18 protein-coding genes and 1 tRNA gene are annotated in these 21,552 nt (G+C 70.1%); 14 read left to right on the forward strand and 5 right to left on the reverse strand.

The genetic code is table 11. From position 1 onward, the window contains the following. Positions 1–11: 11 nt before the first annotated feature. From ACIA03_RS05160 to ACIA03_RS05200, 9 genes are all read left to right on the forward strand, one after another. Complete coding sequence (locus ACIA03_RS05160; RefSeq protein ID WP_396979938.1) at positions 12–806, forward strand: SDR family oxidoreductase; 795 nt, start codon at positions 12–14, stop codon at positions 804–806. Continuing rightward, a complete protein-coding gene (locus ACIA03_RS05165) occupies positions 799–1,968 on the forward strand; it encodes a sulfotransferase family protein (RefSeq protein ID WP_396979940.1) in 1,170 nt (389 codons plus the stop codon). Before ACIA03_RS05160 ends, ACIA03_RS05165 begins: the two co-directional genes overlap by 8 nt. A 100-nt stretch (positions 1,969–2,068) precedes the next feature. Then, entirely contained in the window at positions 2,069–3,667 is a 1,599-nt protein-coding gene (locus tag ACIA03_RS05170) for an ArnT family glycosyltransferase (protein ID WP_396979942.1), read from the forward strand. 94 nt (positions 3,668–3,761) lie between these two features. Next, positions 3,762–4,190, forward strand: a complete 429-nt coding sequence (locus tag ACIA03_RS05175; RefSeq protein WP_396979944.1) for a hypothetical protein — start codon at positions 3,762–3,764, stop codon at positions 4,188–4,190. 64 nt (positions 4,191–4,254) lie between these two features. Next, a complete protein-coding gene (gene uvrB / locus ACIA03_RS05180; protein ID WP_396979946.1) occupies positions 4,255–6,381 on the forward strand; it encodes an excinuclease ABC subunit UvrB in 2,127 nt (708 codons plus the stop codon). Between the two features lie 117 nt (positions 6,382–6,498). Beyond that, complete coding sequence (locus ACIA03_RS05185; RefSeq protein WP_396979948.1) at positions 6,499–8,148, forward strand: ArnT family glycosyltransferase; 1,650 nt, start codon at positions 6,499–6,501, stop codon at positions 8,146–8,148. A gap of 9 nt (positions 8,149–8,157) precedes the next feature. Next, the gene (locus ACIA03_RS05190) at positions 8,158–9,456 is read left to right on the forward strand and encodes a nitrate/nitrite transporter (RefSeq protein ID WP_396979950.1); all 1,299 of its coding nucleotides are present in this window, start codon (positions 8,158–8,160) and stop codon (positions 9,454–9,456) included. A gap of 48 nt (positions 9,457–9,504) precedes the next feature. Continuing rightward, positions 9,505–11,064, forward strand: coding sequence for a hypothetical protein (locus ACIA03_RS05195; protein ID WP_396979952.1), 1,560 nt, complete (start codon positions 9,505–9,507; stop codon positions 11,062–11,064). Between the two features lie 42 nt (positions 11,065–11,106). Continuing rightward, positions 11,107–13,092: a phosphocholine-specific phospholipase C gene (locus ACIA03_RS05200; RefSeq protein ID WP_396979954.1), complete on the forward strand. Its 1,986-nt coding sequence runs from the start codon at positions 11,107–11,109 to the stop codon at positions 13,090–13,092. Here ACIA03_RS05200 and ACIA03_RS05205 read toward each other — a convergent pair. After that, on the reverse strand, positions 13,089–13,709 hold the full coding sequence (locus tag ACIA03_RS05205) for a DUF1707 domain-containing protein (protein ID WP_396979956.1): 621 nt from the start codon (positions 13,707–13,709) through the stop codon (positions 13,089–13,091). The two genes, ACIA03_RS05200 and ACIA03_RS05205, sit on opposite strands and share 4 nt — an antisense overlap. A gap of 116 nt (positions 13,710–13,825) precedes the next feature. On the opposite strand from ACIA03_RS05205, the gene ACIA03_RS05210 reads away from it, so the two are divergent. Genes ACIA03_RS05210 through ACIA03_RS05220 form a run of 3 tightly spaced genes read left to right on the forward strand, consistent with a single transcriptional unit; the run spans position 13,826 to position 16,991 of the window. Then, a complete protein-coding gene (locus ACIA03_RS05210) occupies positions 13,826–15,106 on the forward strand; it encodes a glycosyltransferase family 4 protein (RefSeq protein WP_396979958.1) in 1,281 nt (426 codons plus the stop codon). A gap of 3 nt (positions 15,107–15,109) precedes the next feature. Further along, on the forward strand, positions 15,110–15,877 hold the full coding sequence (locus tag ACIA03_RS05215; protein WP_396979960.1) for a class I SAM-dependent methyltransferase: 768 nt from the start codon (positions 15,110–15,112) through the stop codon (positions 15,875–15,877). Positions 15,878–15,884: 7 nt separating this feature from the next. Next, positions 15,885–16,991: a prenyltransferase gene (locus tag ACIA03_RS05220; protein ID WP_396979962.1), complete on the forward strand. Its 1,107-nt coding sequence runs from the start codon at positions 15,885–15,887 to the stop codon at positions 16,989–16,991. Here the strand turns inward: ACIA03_RS05220 and ACIA03_RS05225 are convergent. After that, positions 16,968–17,603, reverse strand: a complete 636-nt coding sequence (locus tag ACIA03_RS05225) for a class I SAM-dependent methyltransferase (RefSeq protein WP_396979964.1) — start codon at positions 17,601–17,603, stop codon at positions 16,968–16,970. The two genes, ACIA03_RS05220 and ACIA03_RS05225, sit on opposite strands and share 24 nt — an antisense overlap. Before the next feature lie 46 nt (positions 17,604–17,649). On the opposite strand from ACIA03_RS05225, the gene ACIA03_RS05230 reads away from it, so the two are divergent. Then, positions 17,650–18,210 (forward strand): 2'-5' RNA ligase family protein, encoded by a 561-nt coding sequence (locus tag ACIA03_RS05230; RefSeq protein WP_396979966.1) that lies wholly within the window; start codon positions 17,650–17,652, stop codon positions 18,208–18,210. 7 nt (positions 18,211–18,217) lie between these two features. On the opposite strand, the gene ACIA03_RS05235 is transcribed toward ACIA03_RS05230, so the two are convergent. The 3 genes from ACIA03_RS05235 to ACIA03_RS05245 all read right to left on the reverse strand — a co-directional run bounded on the left by ACIA03_RS05235 (position 18,218) and on the right by ACIA03_RS05245 (position 20,470). After that, positions 18,218–19,102: a DnaJ domain-containing protein gene (locus tag ACIA03_RS05235; protein WP_396979968.1), complete on the reverse strand. Its 885-nt coding sequence runs from the start codon at positions 19,100–19,102 to the stop codon at positions 18,218–18,220. Positions 19,103–19,241: 139 nt separating this feature from the next. Next, positions 19,242–19,317, reverse strand: a tRNA-Gly gene (locus tag ACIA03_RS05240). A gap of 58 nt (positions 19,318–19,375) precedes the next feature. Next, complete coding sequence (locus tag ACIA03_RS05245) at positions 19,376–20,470, reverse strand: hypothetical protein (protein ID WP_396979970.1); 1,095 nt, start codon at positions 20,468–20,470, stop codon at positions 19,376–19,378. Positions 20,471–20,571: 101 nt separating this feature from the next. Between ACIA03_RS05245 and ACIA03_RS05250 the strand changes: the two genes are divergently transcribed. Continuing rightward, positions 20,572–21,534, forward strand: a complete 963-nt coding sequence (locus ACIA03_RS05250) for a tyrosine-type recombinase/integrase (RefSeq protein WP_396979972.1) — start codon at positions 20,572–20,574, stop codon at positions 21,532–21,534. Positions 21,535–21,552 lie beyond the last annotated feature (18 nt).

Consider the following 21,552-nt stretch of genomic DNA (forward strand, 5'->3'; position numbering starts at 1 on the left):
CTCTAGGCGCCATGACTGGACTCCTGGATGGCAAGGTCGTCGTGCTCTCGGGGGTCGGCCCCGGCCTCGGCCGCTCGCTGGGCGAGCAGGCCGCGCTGATGGGCGCCGACCTGGTGCTCGCCAGCCGAACCGAGAAGCGGCTGCAGAAGATGGCCGGCGTCATCGAGGAGCACGGACGACGTGCCCTGGTGGTGCCGACCGACATCACCGACGAGGACGCGCGGCGCCACCTGGTCGACGCCGCGCTGGAGGAGTTCGGCCGTGTCGACGTGCTCCTCAACAACGCCTTCGGCATCCCGCCGATGGACCCGCTGACCCAGATCCCGCTCGACGCGCTCCGGCTGGCCCAGGAGTCCAACGTCTACGCCCCGCTGCGGCTCTCGGCGCTCTTCGCCGACGCGCTCGCGGCCACCCCGGACAAGCCCGGCGGTGCGATCGTGATGATCAACTCGGCGGTGCTCTACCAGAGCCAGCCCGAGTTCGCGGGCTACAAGCTCTCCAAGGGCGCTCTCGCCCACCTCGCCTCCTCGCTCGCCACCGAGCTCGGTCCGCGCGGCATCCGGGTCAACTCCGTCGCGCCGTCCTACATCTACGAGGACGTCAACAGGGCCTACTTCGACTGGATGGCCGCGGAGTCGGGACGCACCCACGAGGAGGTGTACGCCGAGAAGGCCGCCCCCACCGACCTGAAGCGGCTCGCCACCCCCGAGGAGGTCGCCCGGGCGGCACTGTTCCTGGGCAGCGACCTGGCCTCCGCGATCACCGGGACCGTGCTCAACGTGGACTGCGGGGAGTTCCATGACTGAGACGCCCCCAACAGAGACCGCACCCCGCGAGCGGGCGGATGTCGGGACGTACGAGGACATCTGCGCCGCCGCCACCCGCACCACCGGGCTGAGCGACTTCGGAGGGACCGACCACGAGGAGGGGCTGCGGCTGCTGGTCGAGGACCTGGCGAGCCCCGAGGCGGGGCTCACCCCGATCGGCAACTACTTCCACCGCGCCCAGGTGAAGTCCGCCCTCGTCGGCCGGCTCATGACCCAGGCCCGTCTCGCGGAGTTCCCCCAGCACCAGGACGTACGCATCGAGCGGCCGATCTTCGTCACCGGACTCGTCCGCACCGGCACCACCGCCCTGCACCGGCTGCTGGCCGCCGACCCGGCGCACCAGGGTCTGGAGACCTGGCTGACCGAGTTCCCCCAGCCGCGGCCGCCGCGCGAGACCTGGGAGCAGGATCCGGTCTTCAACGCCCTGCAGAACGCCTACCGGCAGCACCATGTCACCAACCCCGAGTTCATGGGGATCCACTACATGGACGCCACCAGCGTCGAGGAGTGCTGGCGGGTGCTGCGACAGAGCGGCAAGTCGATCTCGTTCGAGTCGCTGGCCAACGTCCCGCGCTACTCGGCCTGGCTGGCGAAGCAGGACTGGCGCGACGCGTACGAGCTCCATCGCCGCTCGCTGCAGCTCATCGGGCTCAACGACCCCGACAAGCGCTGGGTGCTCAAGAACCCCTCCCACCTGGTCGCGCTCGACGCGCTGATGGAGGTCTACCCGGACGCGCTCGTCGTGGTCACCCACCGCGAGCCGGTGGTCTCGGTCGCCTCGGGCTGCTCGCTCTCCGCCGAGGCGACCGCCGGGATGTCGACCACGTTCGTCGGCGAGACCATCGGAGCGACCCAGCTGGAGATCCTCTCCCGGTCTTGGCGCTCCTTCGGCGAAGCCAGGAAGAAGTACGACCAGGCGCAGTTCCTCGACGTCGACTACCGCGAGTTCGTCAAGGACCCCGTCGGCACCGTGGACGGCATCTACGGCCACTTCGACATCCCGTGGAGCGACGCCGCCCGCGCCGAGGTCGCCCGCATCGACGCCGAGTCCCGCTCCGGGAGCGCCCGGCCCAAGCACGACTACCGCCTTGCCGACTACGGCCTGACGGAGGACGAGGTTCGCCGGGCGTTCACCTTCTGATCCGGCGTGACCTGCACGGTGGATCCACCGAGGTGCTCTAAGGTCCGACCCGAGCTCACGAGGGTGCGGCTCATACTGCCCAACCCACGGGAGTCGTGTGATGAGTCACGCCACTGCGGTCCTGGCCTCCGAGCCGACGGACGCGCCCGCCAGGCCGTCGGCCAGGCTGGTCGCCGTCCTCGCCCTGCTGGCCGCGTTCGCGGCGTCGATGAGCCTCTACCTCGCGACCACCCAGGCGCTGTCCTACCACGCCCGCGACGAGGGCCCGAACGCGTCGTACGCCATCTCGCTCCACAACGGCGAGCTGCCCACGATCGACACTCCCGTGGCTCAGGACAGGGACCGCTTCCCACAGATCACCCGCGGCGCGAACCGGGAGGAGTTCGATCGCCACCGGATGATCTGGACCGCCAACCATCCGCCGCTCTACTACCTCCTCGGGGTGCCGTGGGTCGCGCTCGCGGACGCCCTCGACAACCCGCAGGTGCTGATCGCCGGGATGCGGGTGACGAGCGCCCTGGCGTACGGGGCGCTGGTGTTCCTGGTCGGGCTGATCGCCTTCGAGGTGACCCCGCGGCGACCGGCTGCCGCGATGCTGGCCACCGCGATCACGGCCTCGCCGGCGGTGCTGGCGGTCTCGGCCGGCTTCATCATGAACGACAGCCTCGCGGTCGCGGCCTCGTCGCTGACCGTGCTCGCGACCCTCCGCATCCTTCGCCTCGGGGTGACCCGGAACCGGATGATCGTGATGGCGGTCGCCGGCACGCTGGCCGCCGCGACGAAGGCGCCCGGGGTGATCACGGTGATCATGTGCGGCGCCGCGCTCGGCGTGACGCTGCTGCTCCGCGACCGCACCCGGAAGGGCTTCCTCCGGGCGACCTGGCTGACCGCGATCGCCACCGGGGTGCCGGGCCTGGCGATCGGCTGGTTCTACGTACGCAACATCGTGCTCTACGGCGACGCGACCGCGAGCTCGGCGCTTCTGTCGCGCTACCAGCGGGTCCAGGTCGACACCTGGTTCGAGGTGATGACCGCGCCGCGCTTCTGGCACGGCTGGTACGACCACCTGTGGGTGCCCTATCAGCTGCGCGGCACCGGCCTGCACTGGGTGATCGACACCATCACCCTCGTCGCGCTGCTCGGACTGGCGCTGGGGGTGGTCGCACGCCTGCGGGACCACGGTCGTGAGCAGGGCCTGGTCGTCGGTGCGCCCCGGGTGCCGTCGGTGGCGACCGTGGGTCTGCTCGTGCTGATCGCGCACGCGTTCGTGATCATCGTCAACCTCGCCCAGTTCCGCTCCGGGGGCGGGAACCCGCACGAGCGCTACCTGATGACGATCATGCCGCTGGTGGCGATCGTCCTCTCGGTGGGCCTGCTGGCCATCGTCGACGGGCTGCCGTGGGGCGAGATCCGCCGGCGTGAGGAGATCGCGGCAGCGCTGATCTCGGCGTTCCTGGTGGGGATGGCCGCCGCTACCTTCGCCGTGTCGGTGCGCACGCAGATCCACCTGGGGACCGATCGCATGCTTCCGGAGATCAGGCCCCTGGCGTACTTGGTCCTGGGGGTCGGCGGATTCTGTGCCCTTGTTGCGGTGGTGCTTCCGCTCGCCTGGCGGCCCCGGGCCGACGATCAGCGAGACAGCAGGGGTCTCGACCCGCTTCACGGGCTCGCCGGCTCGGACCTCGCCGAGGTGAGGTGAGGTGAGGTGACGCTACGGGTTCGGCGCTGACAGCAGGAAGGTCAGGTAGCGCACTACTCGCACTGCGGGGCGCTGGGCGTGGTTGGGTGGCAGCATGATCGCCGACGTCACCCCTCGGTCCCGCCCCGCAGCGACTGCGGTCTGGAGCAAGGTCGCCGCGGCACAGTCCGGACTGCTCGGTGTCGGCTTCGGTATCCCGGCCGCGTACGGCACTTACTACTTCGCGACGCACGACAACACGGTGTGGATCTTCCTGGGCTTCCCGACGAACGGCGACGGGCCGTTCGTCGACGTCGGTATCCCGACGAGCGTGCCGCTGCTGGTCGGGTTCACCGTGGTGTGCGCGGTCGAGGTCGTGGTCGGCCTCGTGCTGTGGACCCGTCCGCGCTTGGGTGGGTGGCTCTCGATCGCCCTGCTCCCGTTCGAGCTCGCCTACTGGTGGGGCTTCGCGTTGCCGTTCGGCCCGATCGGCGGTCTGGTCCGCACGGTGGCGGTGGTGATGGCGCTCCGTCGGGGTGAGTAGCGCTGCGCGAATTGCGAAGCAATCGCAAATAGAACTGTCGGTGGTCCCGAGTAGCCTGGACATCATGCGTCCTGTCACCGATCTCGAGCGTCGTGTCGCCCCGTTCCAGGTGGTCTCCGACTACCAGCCCTCGGGCGACCAACCGGCGGCGATCGCCGAGATCACCAAGCGGATCAACGACGGCGTCAAGGACGTCGTCCTCCTCGGCGCGACCGGCACCGGAAAGACGGCGACGGTGGCCTGGACCGCCGAGCAGCTGCAGCGACCGATGCTGGTCCTGCAGCCCAACAAGACCCTCGCCGCGCAGTTCGCCAACGAGCTGCGCCAGCTCTTCCCCGACAACGCGGTCGAATACTTCGTCTCCTACTACGACTACTACCAGCCTGAGGCGTACGTCCCCCAGACCGACACCTACATCGAGAAGGACTCCTCGATCAACGAGGAGGTCGAGCGGCTGCGTCACTCGGCCACCAACTCGCTGCTGACCAGACGCGACGTGATCGTGGTGAGCACCGTGTCGTGCATCTACGGTCTGGGCACCCCGCAGGAGTACGTCGACCGGATGATCCGGCTGCGGGTGGGGGAGGAGCACGACCGCGACTCGATCCTGCGCCGGCTGGTGGAGATCCAGTACACCCGCAACGACCTCTCCTTCACCCGCGGCACGTTCCGGGTGCGCGGCGACACCCTGGAGATCTTCCCGGTCTACGAGGAGCACGCGGTCCGGATCGAGTTCTTCGGCGACGAGATCGAGCGGCTGATGACGCTGCACGCGGTCACCGGCGAGGTGCTGACCGAGGACCAGGAGCTCTACGTGTTCCCGGCGACGCACTACGTCGCCGGCCCCGAGCGCATGGAGCGTGCGATCAACGGCATCGAGGCCGAGCTCGACCAGCAGCTGAGCACCTTCGAGAAGCAGGGCAAGATGCTCGAGGCGCAGCGGCTCCGGATGCGTACGACCTATGACATCGAGATGATGCGCCAGGTCGGCTCGTGCTCCGGGATCGAGAACTACTCGATGCACATCGACGGCCGCGAGCGGGGCTCCGCGCCCAACTGCCTGCTCGACTACTTCCCCGAGGACTTCGTCCTCGTCGTCGACGAGTCTCACGTCGCGGTCCCGCAGGTCGGCGGGATGTACGAGGGCGACATGTCCCGCAAGCGCAACCTGGTCGAGCACGGCTTCCGGCTGCCCAGCGCGCAGGACAACCGGCCGCTGAAGTGGGAGGAGTTCCTGGACCGGATCGGCCAGACCATCTACCTCTCCGCGACCCCGGGCGACTACGAGCTCGACAAGGTCGGCGGCGACACCGTCGAGCAGATCATCCGGCCGACCGGGCTGATCGACCCCGAGGTGATCATCAAGCAGACCAAGGGCCAGATCGACGACCTGATCGGCGAGATCAACGACCGCGTCGCCAAGAACGAGCGCGTCCTGGTGACCACGCTCACCAAGAAGATGTCCGAGGACCTCACCGACTACCTGCTCGACGCCGGGATCCGGACTCGTTACCTGCACTCCGAGGTCGACACCCTCAAGCGGATCGAGCTCCTCCGCGACCTGCGGCTGGGGGAGTACGACGTCCTCGTCGGCATCAACCTCCTCCGTGAGGGCCTCGACCTCCCCGAGGTGTCGCTGGTCTCGATCCTCGACGCCGACAAGGAGGGCTTCCTCCGCTCGGACAAGTCGCTGATCCAGACCATCGGCCGTGCGGCCCGAAACGTCTCCGGCCAGGTGCACATGTACGCCGACAAGATCACCCCCTCCATGGAGTCGGCGATCGAGGAGACCAACCGCCGCCGCGCCATCCAGAAGGCCTACAACGAGGCCAACGGCATCGACCCGCAGCCGCTGCGCAAGAAGATCGCCGACATCACCGACATGCTCGCCCGCGAGGACGAGTCGACCCAGGAGCTGCTCAACACCTGGGCCGGCACGGAGGCGAAGGGTCGCGCCGGCAAGACGGCGGCTAAGTCCCCGACCCCGATGCTCGGCGACGCCGCCCGCGAGGCCCGCGAACGCGGCCTCGTCGGCCTCCCCTCCTCCGACCTGGCCCAGCTCATCGGCGACCTCACCGACCAGATGAAGGGCGCCGCCGCCGAGCTCCAGTTCGAGGTCGCCGCCCGGCTGCGTGACGAGATCTCCGACCTCAAGAAGGAACTCAGGCAGATGATGGAAGCCACCAAGTGACGAAATAGCGAGACCAGCGGTACGTCGACGTCTGCTCACCCGCCCGTCGCGCTCTGTTCACCGCCTGTGAGCCGTGGCCCGTGGATCCCGTCAGTTTCACCAGTTACCGTCGGAAGCGTGTCTGTCCCTCGGGTCTCCATGTCCCAGTCCACGATCTGTGTCCTGCTGCTGGGCGTGCTCGGTCTTGCGATGAGCGCCCAGGTGGCGATCGCGATGCCGGCCCTGTTCAAGGCCGACGAGCGTGCCCATGCGGCGTACGCGGTGGCGCTCTCCCAGGGAACGCTGCCGACGATCGACACCGACATCCCCGACGACCCGGCGCGCTACCCGCAGCTGGCCGAGAGCCTCTTCGGGGCCGATGAGGCCCACCGCGACATCTGGGTCGCCAACCACCCGCCGCTGTTCTACGTGATGAGCCAGCCGCTGGTGTGGCTCGGCGACGCCGTCGGCTCCCCGGGCCTGACCCTGCTTGGGATGCGGTTGCTCAACGCCCTCGGGTTCGCCCTGACCACGGTCATGGTCGGTCTGCTGGCGCGCGAGCTCGTGCCCAGACGCCCGGCGGTGCCGGTGATCGCGACCGCGATGTGCATCGGCTGCGGCGCGATGACGTTCCTGGGAGGCGGGATCTACAACGACGGCTGGTCCTCGGCAGCGGCGTTCATGACGCTCTTCCTCGGCTTCCGGATGATTCGTCAGGGGGTGACCCGCGAGCGCTTGATCGCCGCGGCCGCGGTCGGGGTGGCGGCGGCGGGGCTCCGCTCGACCGGCCTGGTCGCGGTCTTCTTCCTCGGCCTCTGCGTGCTGGTCGCCATGTGGCTGCGGGAGCCGTCGCTGCGTACGTTCCTGCGGGGTTCCTTCTGGCGCGGGGTCGGGATCGCGGCGGGCATCGGGATGGCGCCGGTGGTCGTTTTCGGCTGGTTCTACGTGCGCAACATCCAGATCTACGGCGACGCGACCGCGTCGAGCTCGCTCTTCGAGAAGTTCGGGCGCGAGCCCAACGGCACCACGCTGTTCCAGCTGGTCAACCCCGAGTTCTACGGACACCTCCTCGGCAGCCTGTGGACCGACGGCAACATCGCCAACACCTGGAGCCAGGCGGCGGTCATCGTGCTCACCCTCACCGTGGTCGGCCTGGTGCTCGATGCCGCCGCGAAGGCCAACCCACGCCGCACCGGCGTCCTCCAGCGCATCCGTCTCGCTCCGCAGAGCACGATGCAGCACCGCCAGGACCTGGCGATCTGGGCGCTCCTGGGCGGCTACTGCGTGCTGATCCTCGTCAACGTCGCCGGGTTCATCGCCGGTGGTGGCTGGATCCACGCCCGCTACGCGGTCCCGTTCCTGCCGTTCCTCGCCGCCGGCGCCGGGCTCGCCGCGCTGCGCCTGGGTCGCGTCTTCCCGCTCCGATCCATCCCGACGGGACCGACCTCGGGGCCGACCGCGCTCGACGAGGCGCGCGACCTGCGCATCGGCCTGGGCGTCTCGCTGGCGTTCATGGTCGTCGGCCTGGTCTGCCACCTCGACACCGAGCAGTACGTCGACGGACCGGTCAGCAGCACCTTCGCGCTGGTCGCCCTGGTGGCGGCCGACCTGGTGATGTTCGCCGTCGCCGCGTACGTCGCCACCGAGCTGCGGCGGCGGATGCGACCGGGCACGTTCGACGCCGCGCGCACCCTGGCCGCGCCCGTGTCGACCGGGGCTGTGACCGAGGTCGCTCCCAGCCGTCCACGGGCCAGTGCCGGGACCGGGTCGACCCCGAAGACGCCGTAGCCTCTCTATGTGAGCCACGAAGATCCCCAGTCATCCGCACGCTCGTGGCTCGTGTGGGGCATCGGCGTAGCGGTCTACGGTCTGGCGGTCTTCCATCGCAGCAGCCTGGCGGTCGCCGGGCTGGTGGCCACCGAGCGCTTCGGGATCGGCGCCAGCCAGCTGGCCGTCTTCACGATGCTGCAGCTGCTCGTCTACGCGTTCATGCAGGTCCCGGTCGGGCTGCTGGTGGACCGGTTCGGGTCGCGTACGGTCCTCTCGGCAGGGGCCGTGATCCTGGCCGTGGCGCAGGCCGGCTTCGCGTTCGCCGACTCCTACCCGCTGGCGCTGCTGGCACGTACGTTCGTGGGGATGGGCGACGCGATGACGTTCATCTGCGTGCTGCGGCTGGTGCCGTCGTGGTTCCCGACCCGCAGGGTGCCGCTGGTCAGCCAGCTGACCGGCACCATCGGCCAGATCGGTGCGATCGCCGCCGCGGTCCCGATGACGTGGGCGCTCGGCCACCTCGGCTGGACCCGCGCCTACCTGACGGCCGCGCTCATCGGCCCGGTCCTGCTGGTGCTGCTGCTGCTCTTCGTCCATGACGGCCCCGGCGCCCGGCACCGCCGCGGCATCGCCCTCGAGCCGCGCGAGGTCGGCCGGAGCCTGAAGGCGTCCTGGAACCAGCCGGGCACGCGCCTGGGCTTCTGGATCCACTTCTCCACCCCGTTCAGCTCCCACCTGATGGGGCTGCTGTGGGGCTTCCCGTTCCTGGTGACCTCCGAGGGCCTCTCCGACACCCTCGCCGGCACCCTGCTCTCGGTCACCGTCGTCGCCGCCCTGGCCGCGGGCCCGGTGATGGGGATCCTCGCCGGCCGCCATCCCTGGCACCGCTCGACGGTCGCACTGACCATGATTGCCGTGATCGTGTCCGTGTGGACCCTCGTGCTCGCCTGGCCCGGCGAGGCACCGCTGCCGCTCCTGCTGCTCCTGATGTGCGTGGTCGGCTTCGGCGGACCCGCCTCCATGATCGGCTTCGACGTCGGCCGCACCAGCAACCCACCAACCCGGATGGCGAGCGCCAGCGGGATCATCAACCAGGGCGGCTTCGTCGCCGCGCTGCTCGTGATCGTGCTGGTCGGCTGGATCCTCGACTGGCGTACGCCGGGGGCATCGACCTCCTACACGCCGGAGGCGTTCCGCTGGGCGATGTCGGTCCAATACCTGTTCTGGGGTCTCGGCGTGGTGCAGATCTGGCGCCACCGGCGCGACGTGCGGCGGCGTACGACCCGGGAGCAGGTCGCCGCCGGCTCCTCGATGGTCACCGACTGATCGCCCGCTCGTCACCTGAACGGCATCCCGGCCCACTAGCTTGTCGAGGTGCCTACGCCTCTGCGCTCGCTGTCCCAGGTGACCGTATGCCTGCTCCTGCTGGGGGTGCTCGGCTTCGCGATGAGCGCGCAGTACGCGATCGGGATGCCGGCGCTGCTGAAGGCGGACGAGAAGCAGCACGCGGCGTACGCCATCGTCCTGTCCCAGGGCGTGCTGCCGACGATCGACACGAACACCCCGGCCGACCCGGTGCGCTATCCGCAGTTCGCCGAGGCGCTCTTCGGGCTCGACGAGCCGCGCCGTGACATCTGGGTCGCCAACCACCCGCCGCTGTTCTACGTGATGAGCCTGCCGCTGGTCTGGCTCGGCGACGCCGTCGGCGGTGGGGCAGGGGTCGGGGTGACGCTGCTGGGGATGCGGCTGCTCAACGCGCTCGGCTACGCGCTGAGCATCATCCTGGTCGGGCTGCTGGCCCGCGAGCTGGTGCCCAGGCGCCGGGTGGTGCCGGTGCTCTCCGCGGCGATGGTGCTCGGCTGTGGCGCGGTGACCTACGACGGCGGCGCGATCTACAACGACGGCTGGGGAACGGTCGCGGCCTCGCTGACCCTGCTCCTCGGCTTCCGGATGGTCCGCGAGGGCGTCACCCGGGACCGGCTGGTCTGGGCGACGGTCGCCGGCGTCGCCGCGGCCGGCTTCCGCTCGACCGGGCTGGTGGCGGTCCTCGTGCTCGGTGGTTGCGTGCTGGCCGCGCTGTGGTTGCGCGAGCCGACCATGCGTACGTTCCGCCGGGGCATGGTCCTGGCGGTCCGGATCGGGCTCGCGCCCGTGGTCGTGATCGGCTGGTTCTACGTACGCAACATCGTGCTCTACGGCGACCCGACGGCCTCCGCGGCGCTCTTCGAGAAGTTCTCCCGGCAGACCCACGGCGACACGCTCTTCCAGCTGGTCAACCCGGAGCTCTACCTGCACCTCTACGGCTCGCTGTGGGCCGACGACGTCATCCCGAAGATCTGGATCGTGGCCGCTGCGGCGGCGCTGGCCGTCACCGTCACCGGCCTGGTGGTCGACGTCAACGCGAAGGCCCGGCCGCGGCCCGACGGGATGATGCGACGCGTCGTGATCCCAGGACCGGAGCCGACGGTCCTGGAACGCCGGCTGAACCTGGCCGTGCGGGTGCTGATGGGGATCTACTGCGTCATCATCATCGCCAACCTGGCCTCCTTCCACGCCGGCGGCGGCTGGATACACGCGCGCTACGCGATGCCGTTCCTGCCGGTGATCGCCGCGCTGACCTCGCTCGCCCTGCTGCGCGTCGGCCGGCGCTGGGTCCACGGCATCGACGAGGAGCGCGTGGACCTGCGGATCACGCTCTACGCCGGTGTCGGGTTCATCGTCTCGGCGATGGTCGCCCACCTCCACATCCAGCAGCGGATCGACGGCCCGGCCGACGCCTCCTGGCTGTTCGCGCTGATCGCGGCCGACCTGGTGATGTTCCTCGTCGCCGCGTACGTCACCGCGCAGCTGCGCCGCCGGCTGCGGCCGGACGGCGAACTCTTCGCCCACCGGTCATCTGGCGACCAGTCACCCGTTGCCGCGGTGAACATCTGAGGCGCGAGGGTGGCCGTCCACCCCCACGCTGAAGGAGCACCTGTGGTTGACATCGATCGTCGTAGGTTCCTCGGACTCGCCGGCGGCGCCGCCGCCCTGACCATGCTCGACCAGAGCATCGCGCGAGCCGCCTCCATCCCCGCCGCCCGCAGGACCGGCACGATCCGCGACATCGAGCACGTGGTCGTCCTGATGCAGGAGAACCGCAGCTTCGAGCACTACCTGGGCACGCTGCGCGGCGTACGCGGCTTCGGCGACCCGCACCCGGCGATCCTGCCCTCGGGCAAGCCGGTGTGGCACCAGCCGAACGGAGACGGCGAGCTGCTCCCGTTCCACCCGGAGGTCGACGACCTGGGCGCCGCCTTCCTCGAGGGGCTCCCGCACAGCTGGACCGACGGTCAGCAGGCGATCAACGGCGGCCGCTACGACCAGTGGGTGCCGGCCAAGGGCACCACCACGATGGCGTACCTGGAACGGCAGGACGCCGGCTTCCACTTCGCGCTGGCCGACGCGTTCACGGTGTGCGACGCCTACTACTGCTCCTTCATCGGCAACACCGACCCCAACCGCTACTACATGCTGTCGGGCTGGACCGGCAACGACGGCAAGGGCGGCGGCCCGGTGCTCTACAACGACGAGGCCGGCTACGGCTGGACCACCTACGCCGAGCGGCTCGAGAAGGCCGGGGTCAGCTGGAAGGTCTACCAGGACGAGGGCACCGGCCTCAACGCCGAGGGCGACAACTGGTGGGGCTGGACCAAGGACGCCTACATCGGCAACTACGGCGACAACTCGCTGCTCTACTTCAACAGCTTCCAGGACGCCAAGCCCGGCGACCCGCTCTTCGAGAAGGCGCGCACCGGCACCCGCGCGGTCGACGGCCAGGACTACTTCGAGATCCTGCGCGCCGACGTCGAAAAGGGCAACCTGCCCTCGGTCAGCTGGATCGCGGCGCCGGAGGCGTTCTCCGAGCACTCGAACTGGCCGACCAACTACGGCGCCTGGTACATCTCCAAGGTCCTGGACGCGCTCACCGCCAACCCCGAGGTGTGGTCGAAGACCGCGCTGTTCATCACCTACGACGAGAACGACGGCTTCTTCGACCACCTGGTGCCACCGCACATCAACAGCCCGCTGGTGCCGGGGGAGTCGACCGTCTCGACCGAGCACGAGCTCTACACCGGCTCGCACGGGGACGGCCACTACGGCCTCGGCCCGCGGGTGCCGATGTTCGTCGTCTCGCCCTGGAGCGTCGGCGGCTACGTCGCCTCGGAGACCTTCGACCACACCTCGATCCTGCGGTTCATGGAGGAGCGCTTCGGGGTCGCCGAGCCCAACATCACCCCGTGGCGCCGCGCCGTGTGCGGCGACCTGACCTCGGCCTTCGACTTCTCCCGCACCGCCGAGCCGCCGGCGCTTCCGGACACGAGCGGGTGGGAACCGGCCGACCGCGAGCGGCACCCGAGCTACTCCCCGGAGACGCCGGCGAAGGGCACCATGCCGCGCCAGGAGCGCGGCACCCGCCCGGCTCGCCCGACGCCCTACCGGCTCGAGGTGATCGAGACCGCCGCGGCGGGCGCGATCGCCGTCGAGATCCGCAACACCGGCACCATCGGTGCCCACTTCCAGGCGCGGCTGCTCACCCCGCAGGGTGCGCCGCACAGCTACACCGTCGGCGCCGGCGACAGCATCTCCGTGCGCTGGCCGGTCAGCGGCGACTACGAGATCCACCTGCACGGCCCCAACGGGTTCTTCCGCTCCTACGCCGGCACCGCGGGCGCCGACCCGGCTCCCGCCACCGTCCGCCAGGAGGGCCGCTCCCAACGGCTCACCGTGGTGGCGCCGAAGAAGGCCGAGATCACCAGCGCGTACGCAGGCAGGATCCGCTCGCCCCACGTCGACACCCGCGCCACCGGCGGCTGGTACGACCTGACCCTCGCGGTCCCGGGCACCACCTGGGCACGCGGCTTCGCCGGCCACCTGGAGAACGGACGTCCCTCCGTGAGCGACCCGCAGCTGGGCGCCTAGGCGGGATCTGTGGGCCGGTCCTTCTCGGACCGGTCCGCCTGCGGGTCGAGGATCGGGGAGGCAGTCTCGGGGGCTGCCTCGACCTCGGCCCGCTCGGCCTTCTTCGCCGCCTTCCTGGCGGCCTTCTTCTCGAGGCGGTGCACCTCGCGCTGCACGATCGCCTCGCGGCGTACGCCGGTGCCGACCAGGTTCACGACCAGGAAGAGCATCGGGTAGATCGGCCAGGGATGCCCGCCGGGGCCGCTGGTGAACAGCCAGATGCCCCAGGTGATGAGGCTGACCATCAGGAAGGTGGCGATCGCCTCCTGGAACTCCTTGCGGTACGCAGCCGCACCCTGTTCGCGGAAGCTGAGCGCCTCGGGGAGGTTCGCCCCGGCCTCGCCGGGAGCGGGCTCGGCGACCACGAGATCGTCGACGAGTGCGGGCAGCTCGCCCAGCGTACGGGCCTCGAGCAGGGTGCCGACCCGCTCGTCGTGCTCCTCACGGGTCAGCCGGCCGTCCGCGAAGGCATCGGTGAGAACGGTGCGTACCACCTCGCGATCGGCATCGGAGGCGCGCATGCGTGCGTTGTCGGTCTGTCTCGGGTCGAGACGGAACCGGGTCCAGAAACCCTCCACGTGCCCAGCCTAGACGCCAAGCCTGGGCCTCGTCCTGTCAAGTGACTGCACTAGAGTGACCCGCGCTGGCTACTTGCTAGTATGGGAACACGTTCTAGTTTTGAGGGAGGTGGCGGATGCGGATCGCTCTGCTGTCGTATCGCAGCAAGCCGCACGTCGGCGGTCAAGGCGTCTATATCCGCCATCTGAGCAGGGAGCTCGCCAAGCTCGGGCACACCGTGGAGGTCTTCTCCGGGCAGCCCTATCCAGATCTCGACCTCGAGGGGGAGGGCGTCACCCTCACCAAGGTGCCGAGCCTGGGCCTCTACGAGGAGCCCGACCCGTTCGGCAACCCGAAGCTCTCCGAGATCCGCGACCTGGTCGACGTCGAGGAGTGGGCGCGGATGCGCACCGGCGCGTTCCCCGAGCCACTGACCTTCGCCAAGCGCGTCCTCAAGGTCCTGAAGGAGCGCGCGGACGACCCTTCGACAGGCTCAGGACATCGCTTCGACATCGTCCACGACAACCAGACCCTGGCCACGCCGCTGCTGCGCATCGAGCCCGAGCTCGGCCTGCCGCTGGTGACCACGATCCACCACCCGATCTCCTTCGACCGGCGCATCGAGCTGGACAGTGCTGAGGGCTGGAAGAAGAAGTTCGGCGTGTGGCGCTGGTACTCGTTCGTGAAGATGCAGGCGAAGGTCGCCGCCCAGCTGCGTCACGTGATCACGCCCTCGGACAACTCCAAGCGCGACATCCTCACCGACTTCGGCGTCCCCTCGGAGCGGGTCCAGACCGTCCACCTCGGCGTCCCGGAGGAGTTCGTCCCGCCGACCGGGCCCCGCGTCGAGGGCCGGATCCTGGCCATGGCCAGCGCCGACGCCCCGCTGAAGGGCATCGCCTTCCTGCTGGAGGCGTTCGCCAAGCTGCGCACCGAGCGTGACCTCGAGCTGGTCCTGGTCTCCAAGCCCAAGAAGGGCGGACCGACCGAGCAGCTCATCGAGAAGCTCGCGATCAAGGACCACGTACGCTTCGTCAACGGCATCTCCGACGCCGAGCTGGTCGAGCTGATGGGCTCCGCGGAGATCGCCTGTGTGCCCTCGCTCTACGAGGGCTTCTCGCTGCCCACCGCCGAGCTGATGGCGTGCGGGACCCCGCTCGTCGTCTCTCGTGCCGGCGCCATCCCCGAGGTCGTCGGTCCCGACGACCTGTGCGCCACCCAGGTCACCCCCGGCGACACCGAGGAGCTCGAGCAGGCCATCGCGGCGCTGCTCGACGACCCCGAGCGCCGGGCCCGCTACTCGGCCGCCGGGCGCGCTCGGGTCGAGGAGCACTTCTCCTGGCACGCCGTCGCCGAGCGGATGACGGCGATCTACCAGCAGTCCATCGACGAGTTCCACACAGACGAGAGGAAGTGAGCCGTGCTCACTGTTGACTTCGACCGCCTTGGCCTGAAAGCCGGAGAGCGCGTGCTCGACATGGGTGCCGGCGGTGGCCGGCACGCCTTCGAGATGTACCGCCGCGGCGCCGACGTGATCGCGTTCGACCAGGACGCCGAGGAGCTCGCATGCGTCTCGGAGTGGTTCTTCGCGATGCGCGACGAGGTCCCCGCGGGCGCGAACGCAGAGGTCAAGGAGGGCGACGCGCTCTCCCTGCCGTTCGCCGACGGCGAGTTCGACCGGATCGTGGCCGCCGAGGTGCTCGAGCACATCCACCACGACGTGGACGCCATCAAGGAGCTCGTCCGGGTGCTGCGCCCCGGCGGCACCCTGGCCATCTCGGTGCCGCGCTGGCTGCCCGAGGTCGTCAGCTGGAAGCTCTCGGCGGACTACCACAACACCACCGGTGGCCACATCCGGATCTACACCGACCACGAGCTCATCGACAAGGTCACCAAGGCCGGCCGCCCCAACGACGGCACCCCCGGCGAGGCGATGATCTTCGAGGGCAAGTCCTACGCCCACGGTCTGCACGCGCCCTACTGGTGGCTGAAGTCGGCCGTCGGCGTCGACAACGACAAGCACCCGCTGGTGAAGGCATATCACCAGCTCCTGGTCTGGGAGATCATGAAGAACCCGCTGCCGCTGCGCCTGGCCGGGAAGGTCCTCGACCCGGTGATCGGCAAGAGCATGGTCCTCTACTTCCGCAAGCCGCATCCCGTCGCCTCCGACCCGACCACGGCCGATTGATCCTCGGATGAGAGTCGAGATCCCGTACGTCGACGGGGTGCTGACCCCTGCCCAGATCGTCGCCACGGCCGGGTCGATCGCCCGTGCCCAGGAGCCGTCGGGTGCGATCCCGTGGGTGCCCGGTCAGCACACCGACATCTGGAACCACGTCGAGGCGGCCATGGGCCTGCTCGTCGGCGGCCTGGTGGAGGAGGCCGAGGCTGCGTACGACTGGATCCCGTCGCTGCAGAACGCCGACGGCTCCTGGCCGATGAAGATCGTCTCCGGGGCTCCGGTGGAGACGATCGGTGAGTCGAACATGTCCGCCTACTTCGCGGTCGGGCTCTGGCACCACTGGCTGATCCGGCGTGACCGGGCGTTCGTGGAGCGGCTGTGGCCCTCCGTACGCGCCGGGCTCGACTTCGTGGTCGGCCTGCAGCTGCCCTTCGGTGGGATCGCCTGGACGCCTCGCGACCCGTTCGCCCTGCTCACCGGCTCGTCGTCGATCTACCAGTCGCTGCGCGCCGGCGTCGCGCTCGCCGACCTGATGGACGACCCGCAGCCGGAGTGGGAGATCGTCGGCGGCCGGCTCGGCCACGCCCTGCGTCATCACCGCGACTCGTTCGAGGACAAGTCCCACCACTCGATGGACTGGTACTACCCGGTCCTCGGCGGCGCCGTCGCCGGCGCGGCCGGGCACGACCTGATCCAGTCGCGCTGGAACCATTTCGTACGCCCCGGCCTCGGTGCCCTCTGCGTCGACACCAACCCGTGGGTGACCGGCGCGGAGACCTGCGAGCTGGTGATGGCGCTCGACAACATCGGTGACCACCGCCGGGCTCTGACGCTGCTGAAGGACATGCAGCACATGCGGGCCGACGACGGCGGCTACTGGACCGGCTGGGTCTACGAGTCGCCCGACTACCCCAACCCGAACCCCAACGCGTTCTGGCCCGAGGAGCACTCCACCTTCACCGCCGCGGCCGTCATCCTCGCGGCGGACGCGCTGGGCGAGCGCTACGGCGGTTCGACCCCGGGGTCCGGGATCATGCGCGGCACCTCCCTCGCCGCGGGGTTCGAGGAGCTGGCGCTGGAGTGTGGCTGCGAGACCTCAGAGGCGTCGCAGCACGCGTAGCGACCCGACCGTGTCGATCTCCTCGAACTGCTTCGAGGCGAGCGCGGGGAGGTAGATCTCCTCGTACGGCGGCCGGCCGCCGTCGGCGGGGTCGGGGAACACGTCGTGGACCAGCAGCAGGCCGCCCGGCATCACCTTCGGCGCCCAGCCGCGGTAGTCGAGCTGCGCGGGCTCCACGCCGTGGCCCCCGTCGATGAAGAGGAACGAGACCGGCGTGGTCCACCACCGGCTCACGGTCGTCGAGGCGCCGATCACCGCGACCACCTCGTCCTCGAGGCCCGCCTGCTCGATGGTGCGCCGGAAGGTCGGCAGCGTGTCGAGCCGCCCGGTGGTCGGGTCGACCAGGCTGGTGTCGTGGTGCTCCCACCCCGCCTGGTTCTCCTCGCTGCCGTGGTGGTGGTCGACGGTGAACACCGTGCCCCCGGCCAGCCTCGCCGCCGCACCCAGGTAGACCGACGACTTCCCGCAGTAGGTGCCGATCTCGACCGCAGGCCCGTGCGGCAGCCGCTCCACGGCGTACTCGAACAGTGCGATGCCCTCCTCGGGAGGCATGAACCCCGTGGCGTCGAGAGCGTGCTTCAGCAGTTCCGCGGGCATCTCAGGCGTAGACACCCGGGCACCCTAGCCGAGCCGCCGTGCGTCAGCGACAATCCGGTCCATGACGAACACCCAGGGCGCCGCGCCGGCATCGGCCGGGCACTCGGTGCTCGTCGTCCCGGTGCCCGAGCTGGAGACGTACGTCCTGGAGCGGACGCGCCACTACGACGACTCGTTCGTGTCGACCGACCCGGCATTCGTCCACGCGCACATCACGCTCCTCGCGCCCTTTATCGCCTCGCCCACGAGCGAGGACCTGAGGCTGGTCGGGAAGATCGCGGCCGCGGCGCCCGCCTTCGACTTCGTGCTCGAGGACGTACGTCTCTTCGCCGGCGGCACGATCTACCTCCATCCCGAGCCCATGGAGCCGTTCTCTGCCCTGACGACCGAGCTGAGCGCGGTGTTCCCGCAGTGCCCGCCCTATGCCGGGCTCTTCGAGCCGGTGCCGCACCTGACCGTCGACCACATCGCCGGGGGAGTGGACCTCGGCTCGACGCGCACGGCCCTGGCTCCCCACCTGCCCGCACGCTGTCGTGCGGACCGGATCAGCCTGCAGTGGTACGCGAACCACGACTGCCGGGTGATCGACGAGTGGCCGCTCGGCGGGCCGTCGGACGGATGACTCCGCGTCAGGGCGCGGGCGAGGACATCGCCTGCATGACGTAGCCGATCGCGACCAGGATGGTCAGGCTGCTGATGGCGATGCCGGTGACCGCGGCCCAGCGGCCGCGACGCTTGTCGTCGGCCGTACGAGCCAGGCCGATGATGCCGAGGATGAACCCGAGCGGGCCGCACATCAGCACGCTGGCGATCAGCGACGCGACCGAGACCCCGTCGAGCGGCGCGGCGTAGAGCGACCAGGCGTGGGCCGGCTTCTCGGCCGCCGGTGAGGGCTGCGGAGGAGCCGCTTGTTGCGGCGGGACAGGCTGCGGACTCACCGGCTGTGCAGCCACTGGCCGGGGCTTCGCGGGCTGCGGGGCAGCCGGCTGAGGGCGCGGCGTCTCCGTCACCGTGGGCGGAGGCTTCGGCGCCGCAGGCCGCTGTCGGGACGACGGCACCGAGTTCGCGGCTCGGGCCTGGCGCGTTGCCTGACGCAGCCGGTTGGCTGAGGGCCGCACCCGAGCGGGGGCCGGCGGCACGGAGCCGGGCAAGCTGCTGCCGGCCGGCGGGGTGGTCGACCCAGGCGCGCTGCCCCACGCGGCCCGCCAGCGTCGGTCGCGGCTGAGCGGCGGCGTGCCGGGAGCGGGCTCCGGCACGCTCCCCGGCGCCCCCGGGGGAGGGCCCTCACGGCGGCGCCGGGCGAGCTCCTCGTCCAGGGTCGCCCGGGCGACGGGGTCGAGAAGCACGTCGCGCGCCCGGTTGATGCGCATCATCAGCTCGCCGTCGGCGGCACGGCCGCCACGGTCGGGGTGGAACTGTTTGGCGAGCTCACGATGGCGCGCTCGCACGGCCGCGTCGTCCGCGTCCGGACCGATCTCGAGCACGGCATAGGCGTCGATGAACTTTCCGCTCACTCAACGCCCCCCACGCACGGTCCTTCGATTGTCTGCCTCAGATATCCCAGAGCAGTGAAATCCTAGAGCAGTCACGGCAAGATGCTGGTTTCGCCACGGGAAATTGACCGAGGGCCACCCGATCGGGCGGCCCTCGCAGTGGAGCGGACGACGAGGCTCGAACTCGCGACCTCAACCTTGGCAAGGTTGCGCTCTACCAACTGAGCTACGTCCGCTTGCGAGAAGAACAGTAGCGGATGTCGTCCGTTCACCTCCAAATGGGGGTCCCGCGTGTCACGATCCCTCTGCGGGAACATCGGGTGACGACGTACGCCGCTCGATCTGCTCCACCAGCTGTGCCACCTGGGCCCGGTGGGCAGCCCGCAGATCCTCGAGCCGCTCGCTCGCGTGGGCCCGCTCACGCTCCAGCTCGGCACGGGTGGCATCGCGATCCGCCTTCGCCGCCGCCTCGCTCCCGCGCAGGTCCGCCACCTGGTCGCGAAGCGCTTCGATCTGCTCCCGGGCGGCGTCGCGCTGCGTACGCAGGGCCGTGCTCGTCGCCTCCGCGCTCGCCGCTGCCTTCTCGGACGCCTTCTTCTCGGCGATCAGCTGCTCCTGCAGGCGCGCCGTCGCCTTCTCGGCGTGGTCGGCGCGCGCCGTCTCGCTCCGCCGGCGCTGCACGGCCGAGGCGTGCTCGGCCCGAAGCCTCTCGAGGTCGTCAGTCACGGTCGCATGCGCGGACGTCATCTCCGCCAGCTGCTTCTCGAGCGTGGCGATCGTCGTCGCGGCCGTCTCGGCTGCTGTCGCCGCCTCGGACTCGGCCCTCTCCCGCGCCGCCTGGGCGGCCTGGCGAGCCTCCTCTGCCGCGCTGGTGGCGGCGAGCGCCTCCCGCAGGACGGCGGCCGAGCGCTCCGACTCCTCCAGCGCCTCCGCGGCGGCAGCATCGGCCTCGTCGCGCTCCGCCTCGGCCGTACGCTGCGCCTGTTCGGCCCGCACGGCCCGGGCGCTCGCCGCGGCGATCTGCTCCTGGGCCTCGCTCTGCACGGTGGCGATCTGGGCCTCGGCAGCGGTCAGGTCGCCGAGCGTACGCAGCTCGTCGAGCGCCTTCGGGAGCTGGTCGAGGAACCGGTCGGCGAGCTGGGTCAGCTGCGTGGTGATCTCCGCGGCCCGCTGCTGGGCGGCCTGCACCGGTCGCGCGGACTCTTCGGGCGACCGTTCCTCCACGAGTCGCTGCAGCCGCTTCCGCTCGCGCCAGGCGGCGGCTCGGTTGTGGGTCGGGTCGTCGCAGTACTCCGGCGGCCGGCCGCTCCCGCTCTCCGAGGCTGCCGCCGGCAGGGGGCAGCCAGGGAATCGGCAGAGCTTCTCGTCGGCCACGATTGTTTCCGTCATTCCGTCATCATAGCGTGACGAAACACGAAACGAATACTAAATACCGCTCAGATGAGATCCCGAGAAGACGCACAACATAACCGGCATTATGATGTGTGCTTGTGAGCGCGATCGAGCACAGCCCGCAGACCACCACCACAGCCCTCGAGGTGACGGAATCCGTCAGAGAGCTGTTCCTCGACGACCTGAACGAGCTGCCCCAGGAGAAGAGGGCCGAGGCGCTCGCCCGGAGGTTCCTGCTCTCCTACGCAGGACACACCCGCGCCGCGTACGGACGAGACCTCGCCGACTGGTTCGGCTGGTGCGCGGCCCTGGAGATCGACCCGCTGGCCGCCAACCGGGCGATGGTCGACGGCTATGCCCGCCACCTCGAGACGCGGCGGAGCCCCGCGACGATCGCCCGACGCCTCTCGGCGATCGCCGGATTCTACCGTTACGGCGTCGCCGAGGACGTCCTGAGCGCGTCACCGGCCGAGCACGTCAAGCGCCCCAGGACCAGCAACGACTCCCAGACCCTGGGGATGGACAGGGGAGAGGCGCGGGCCTTCCTCGCCGCCGCGCGCGAGCACTCTGCCCGCGCGGCGGCACTGGTGACGCTCCTGCTCCACGACGGCCTGCGCATCTCCGAGGCGCTGGGCGCCGACGTCACCGACCTCAGTCACTCCCGGGGCCACCGCATCCTGACGATCACCCGCAAGGGCGGTGCCCGTCGCGACGTCGTGCTCAACCCGGCCACCTCCCAGGCGCTCGACGCCTACCTCGACGCGCGAGCCGACGGACCGGTCTTCGTCACCAGCACCGGCAACCGCTGGCACCGCTCCGAGGCCTTCCGGCTGATCCGCAGGCTGGGCGCCTCCGCCGGCATCGAGCACGGCGACAAGCTCTCCCCGCACAGCCTCCGCCACACCTTCGTCACCCTGGCCCGCGAGGCCGGCGTACCCCTTGAGGACGTCCAGGACGCCGCCGGCCACGCCGACCCGCGCACCACCCGCCGCTACGACCGCGGCCGTCACAACCTCGACCGCCATCCTGCCTACGCTCTGGGCGCGTTCCTCGCCGACTGAGAGCCGGCCGGCGAGGAC

The organism is Nocardioides sp. NPDC051685 (assembly GCF_044453405.1).
In the GTDB taxonomy this organism is placed as follows: Bacteria; Actinomycetota; Actinomycetes; order Propionibacteriales; family Nocardioidaceae; genus Nocardioides.

Coding starts and splice junctions, on each gene's coding strand:
- ACIA03_RS05160 (WP_396979938.1), top strand. CDS start 12: ATGACTGGACTCCTGGATGGCAAGGTCGTCGTGCTCTCGGGGGTCGGC.
- ACIA03_RS05165 (WP_396979940.1), top strand. CDS start 799: ATGACTGAGACGCCCCCAACAGAGACCGCACCCCGCGAGCGGGCGGAT.
- ACIA03_RS05170 (WP_396979942.1), top strand. CDS start 2,069: ATGAGTCACGCCACTGCGGTCCTGGCCTCCGAGCCGACGGACGCGCCC.
- ACIA03_RS05175 (WP_396979944.1), top strand. CDS start 3,762: ATGATCGCCGACGTCACCCCTCGGTCCCGCCCCGCAGCGACTGCGGTC.
- uvrB (WP_396979946.1), top strand. CDS start 4,255: ATGCGTCCTGTCACCGATCTCGAGCGTCGTGTCGCCCCGTTCCAGGTG.
- ACIA03_RS05210 (WP_396979958.1), top strand. CDS start 13,826: ATGCGGATCGCTCTGCTGTCGTATCGCAGCAAGCCGCACGTCGGCGGT.
- ACIA03_RS05220 (WP_396979962.1), top strand. CDS start 15,885: ATGAGAGTCGAGATCCCGTACGTCGACGGGGTGCTGACCCCTGCCCAG.
- ACIA03_RS05230 (WP_396979966.1), top strand. CDS start 17,650: ATGACGAACACCCAGGGCGCCGCGCCGGCATCGGCCGGGCACTCGGTG.
- ACIA03_RS05245 (WP_396979970.1), bottom strand. CDS start 20,470: ATGACGGAAACAATCGTGGCCGACGAGAAGCTCTGCCGATTCCCTGGC.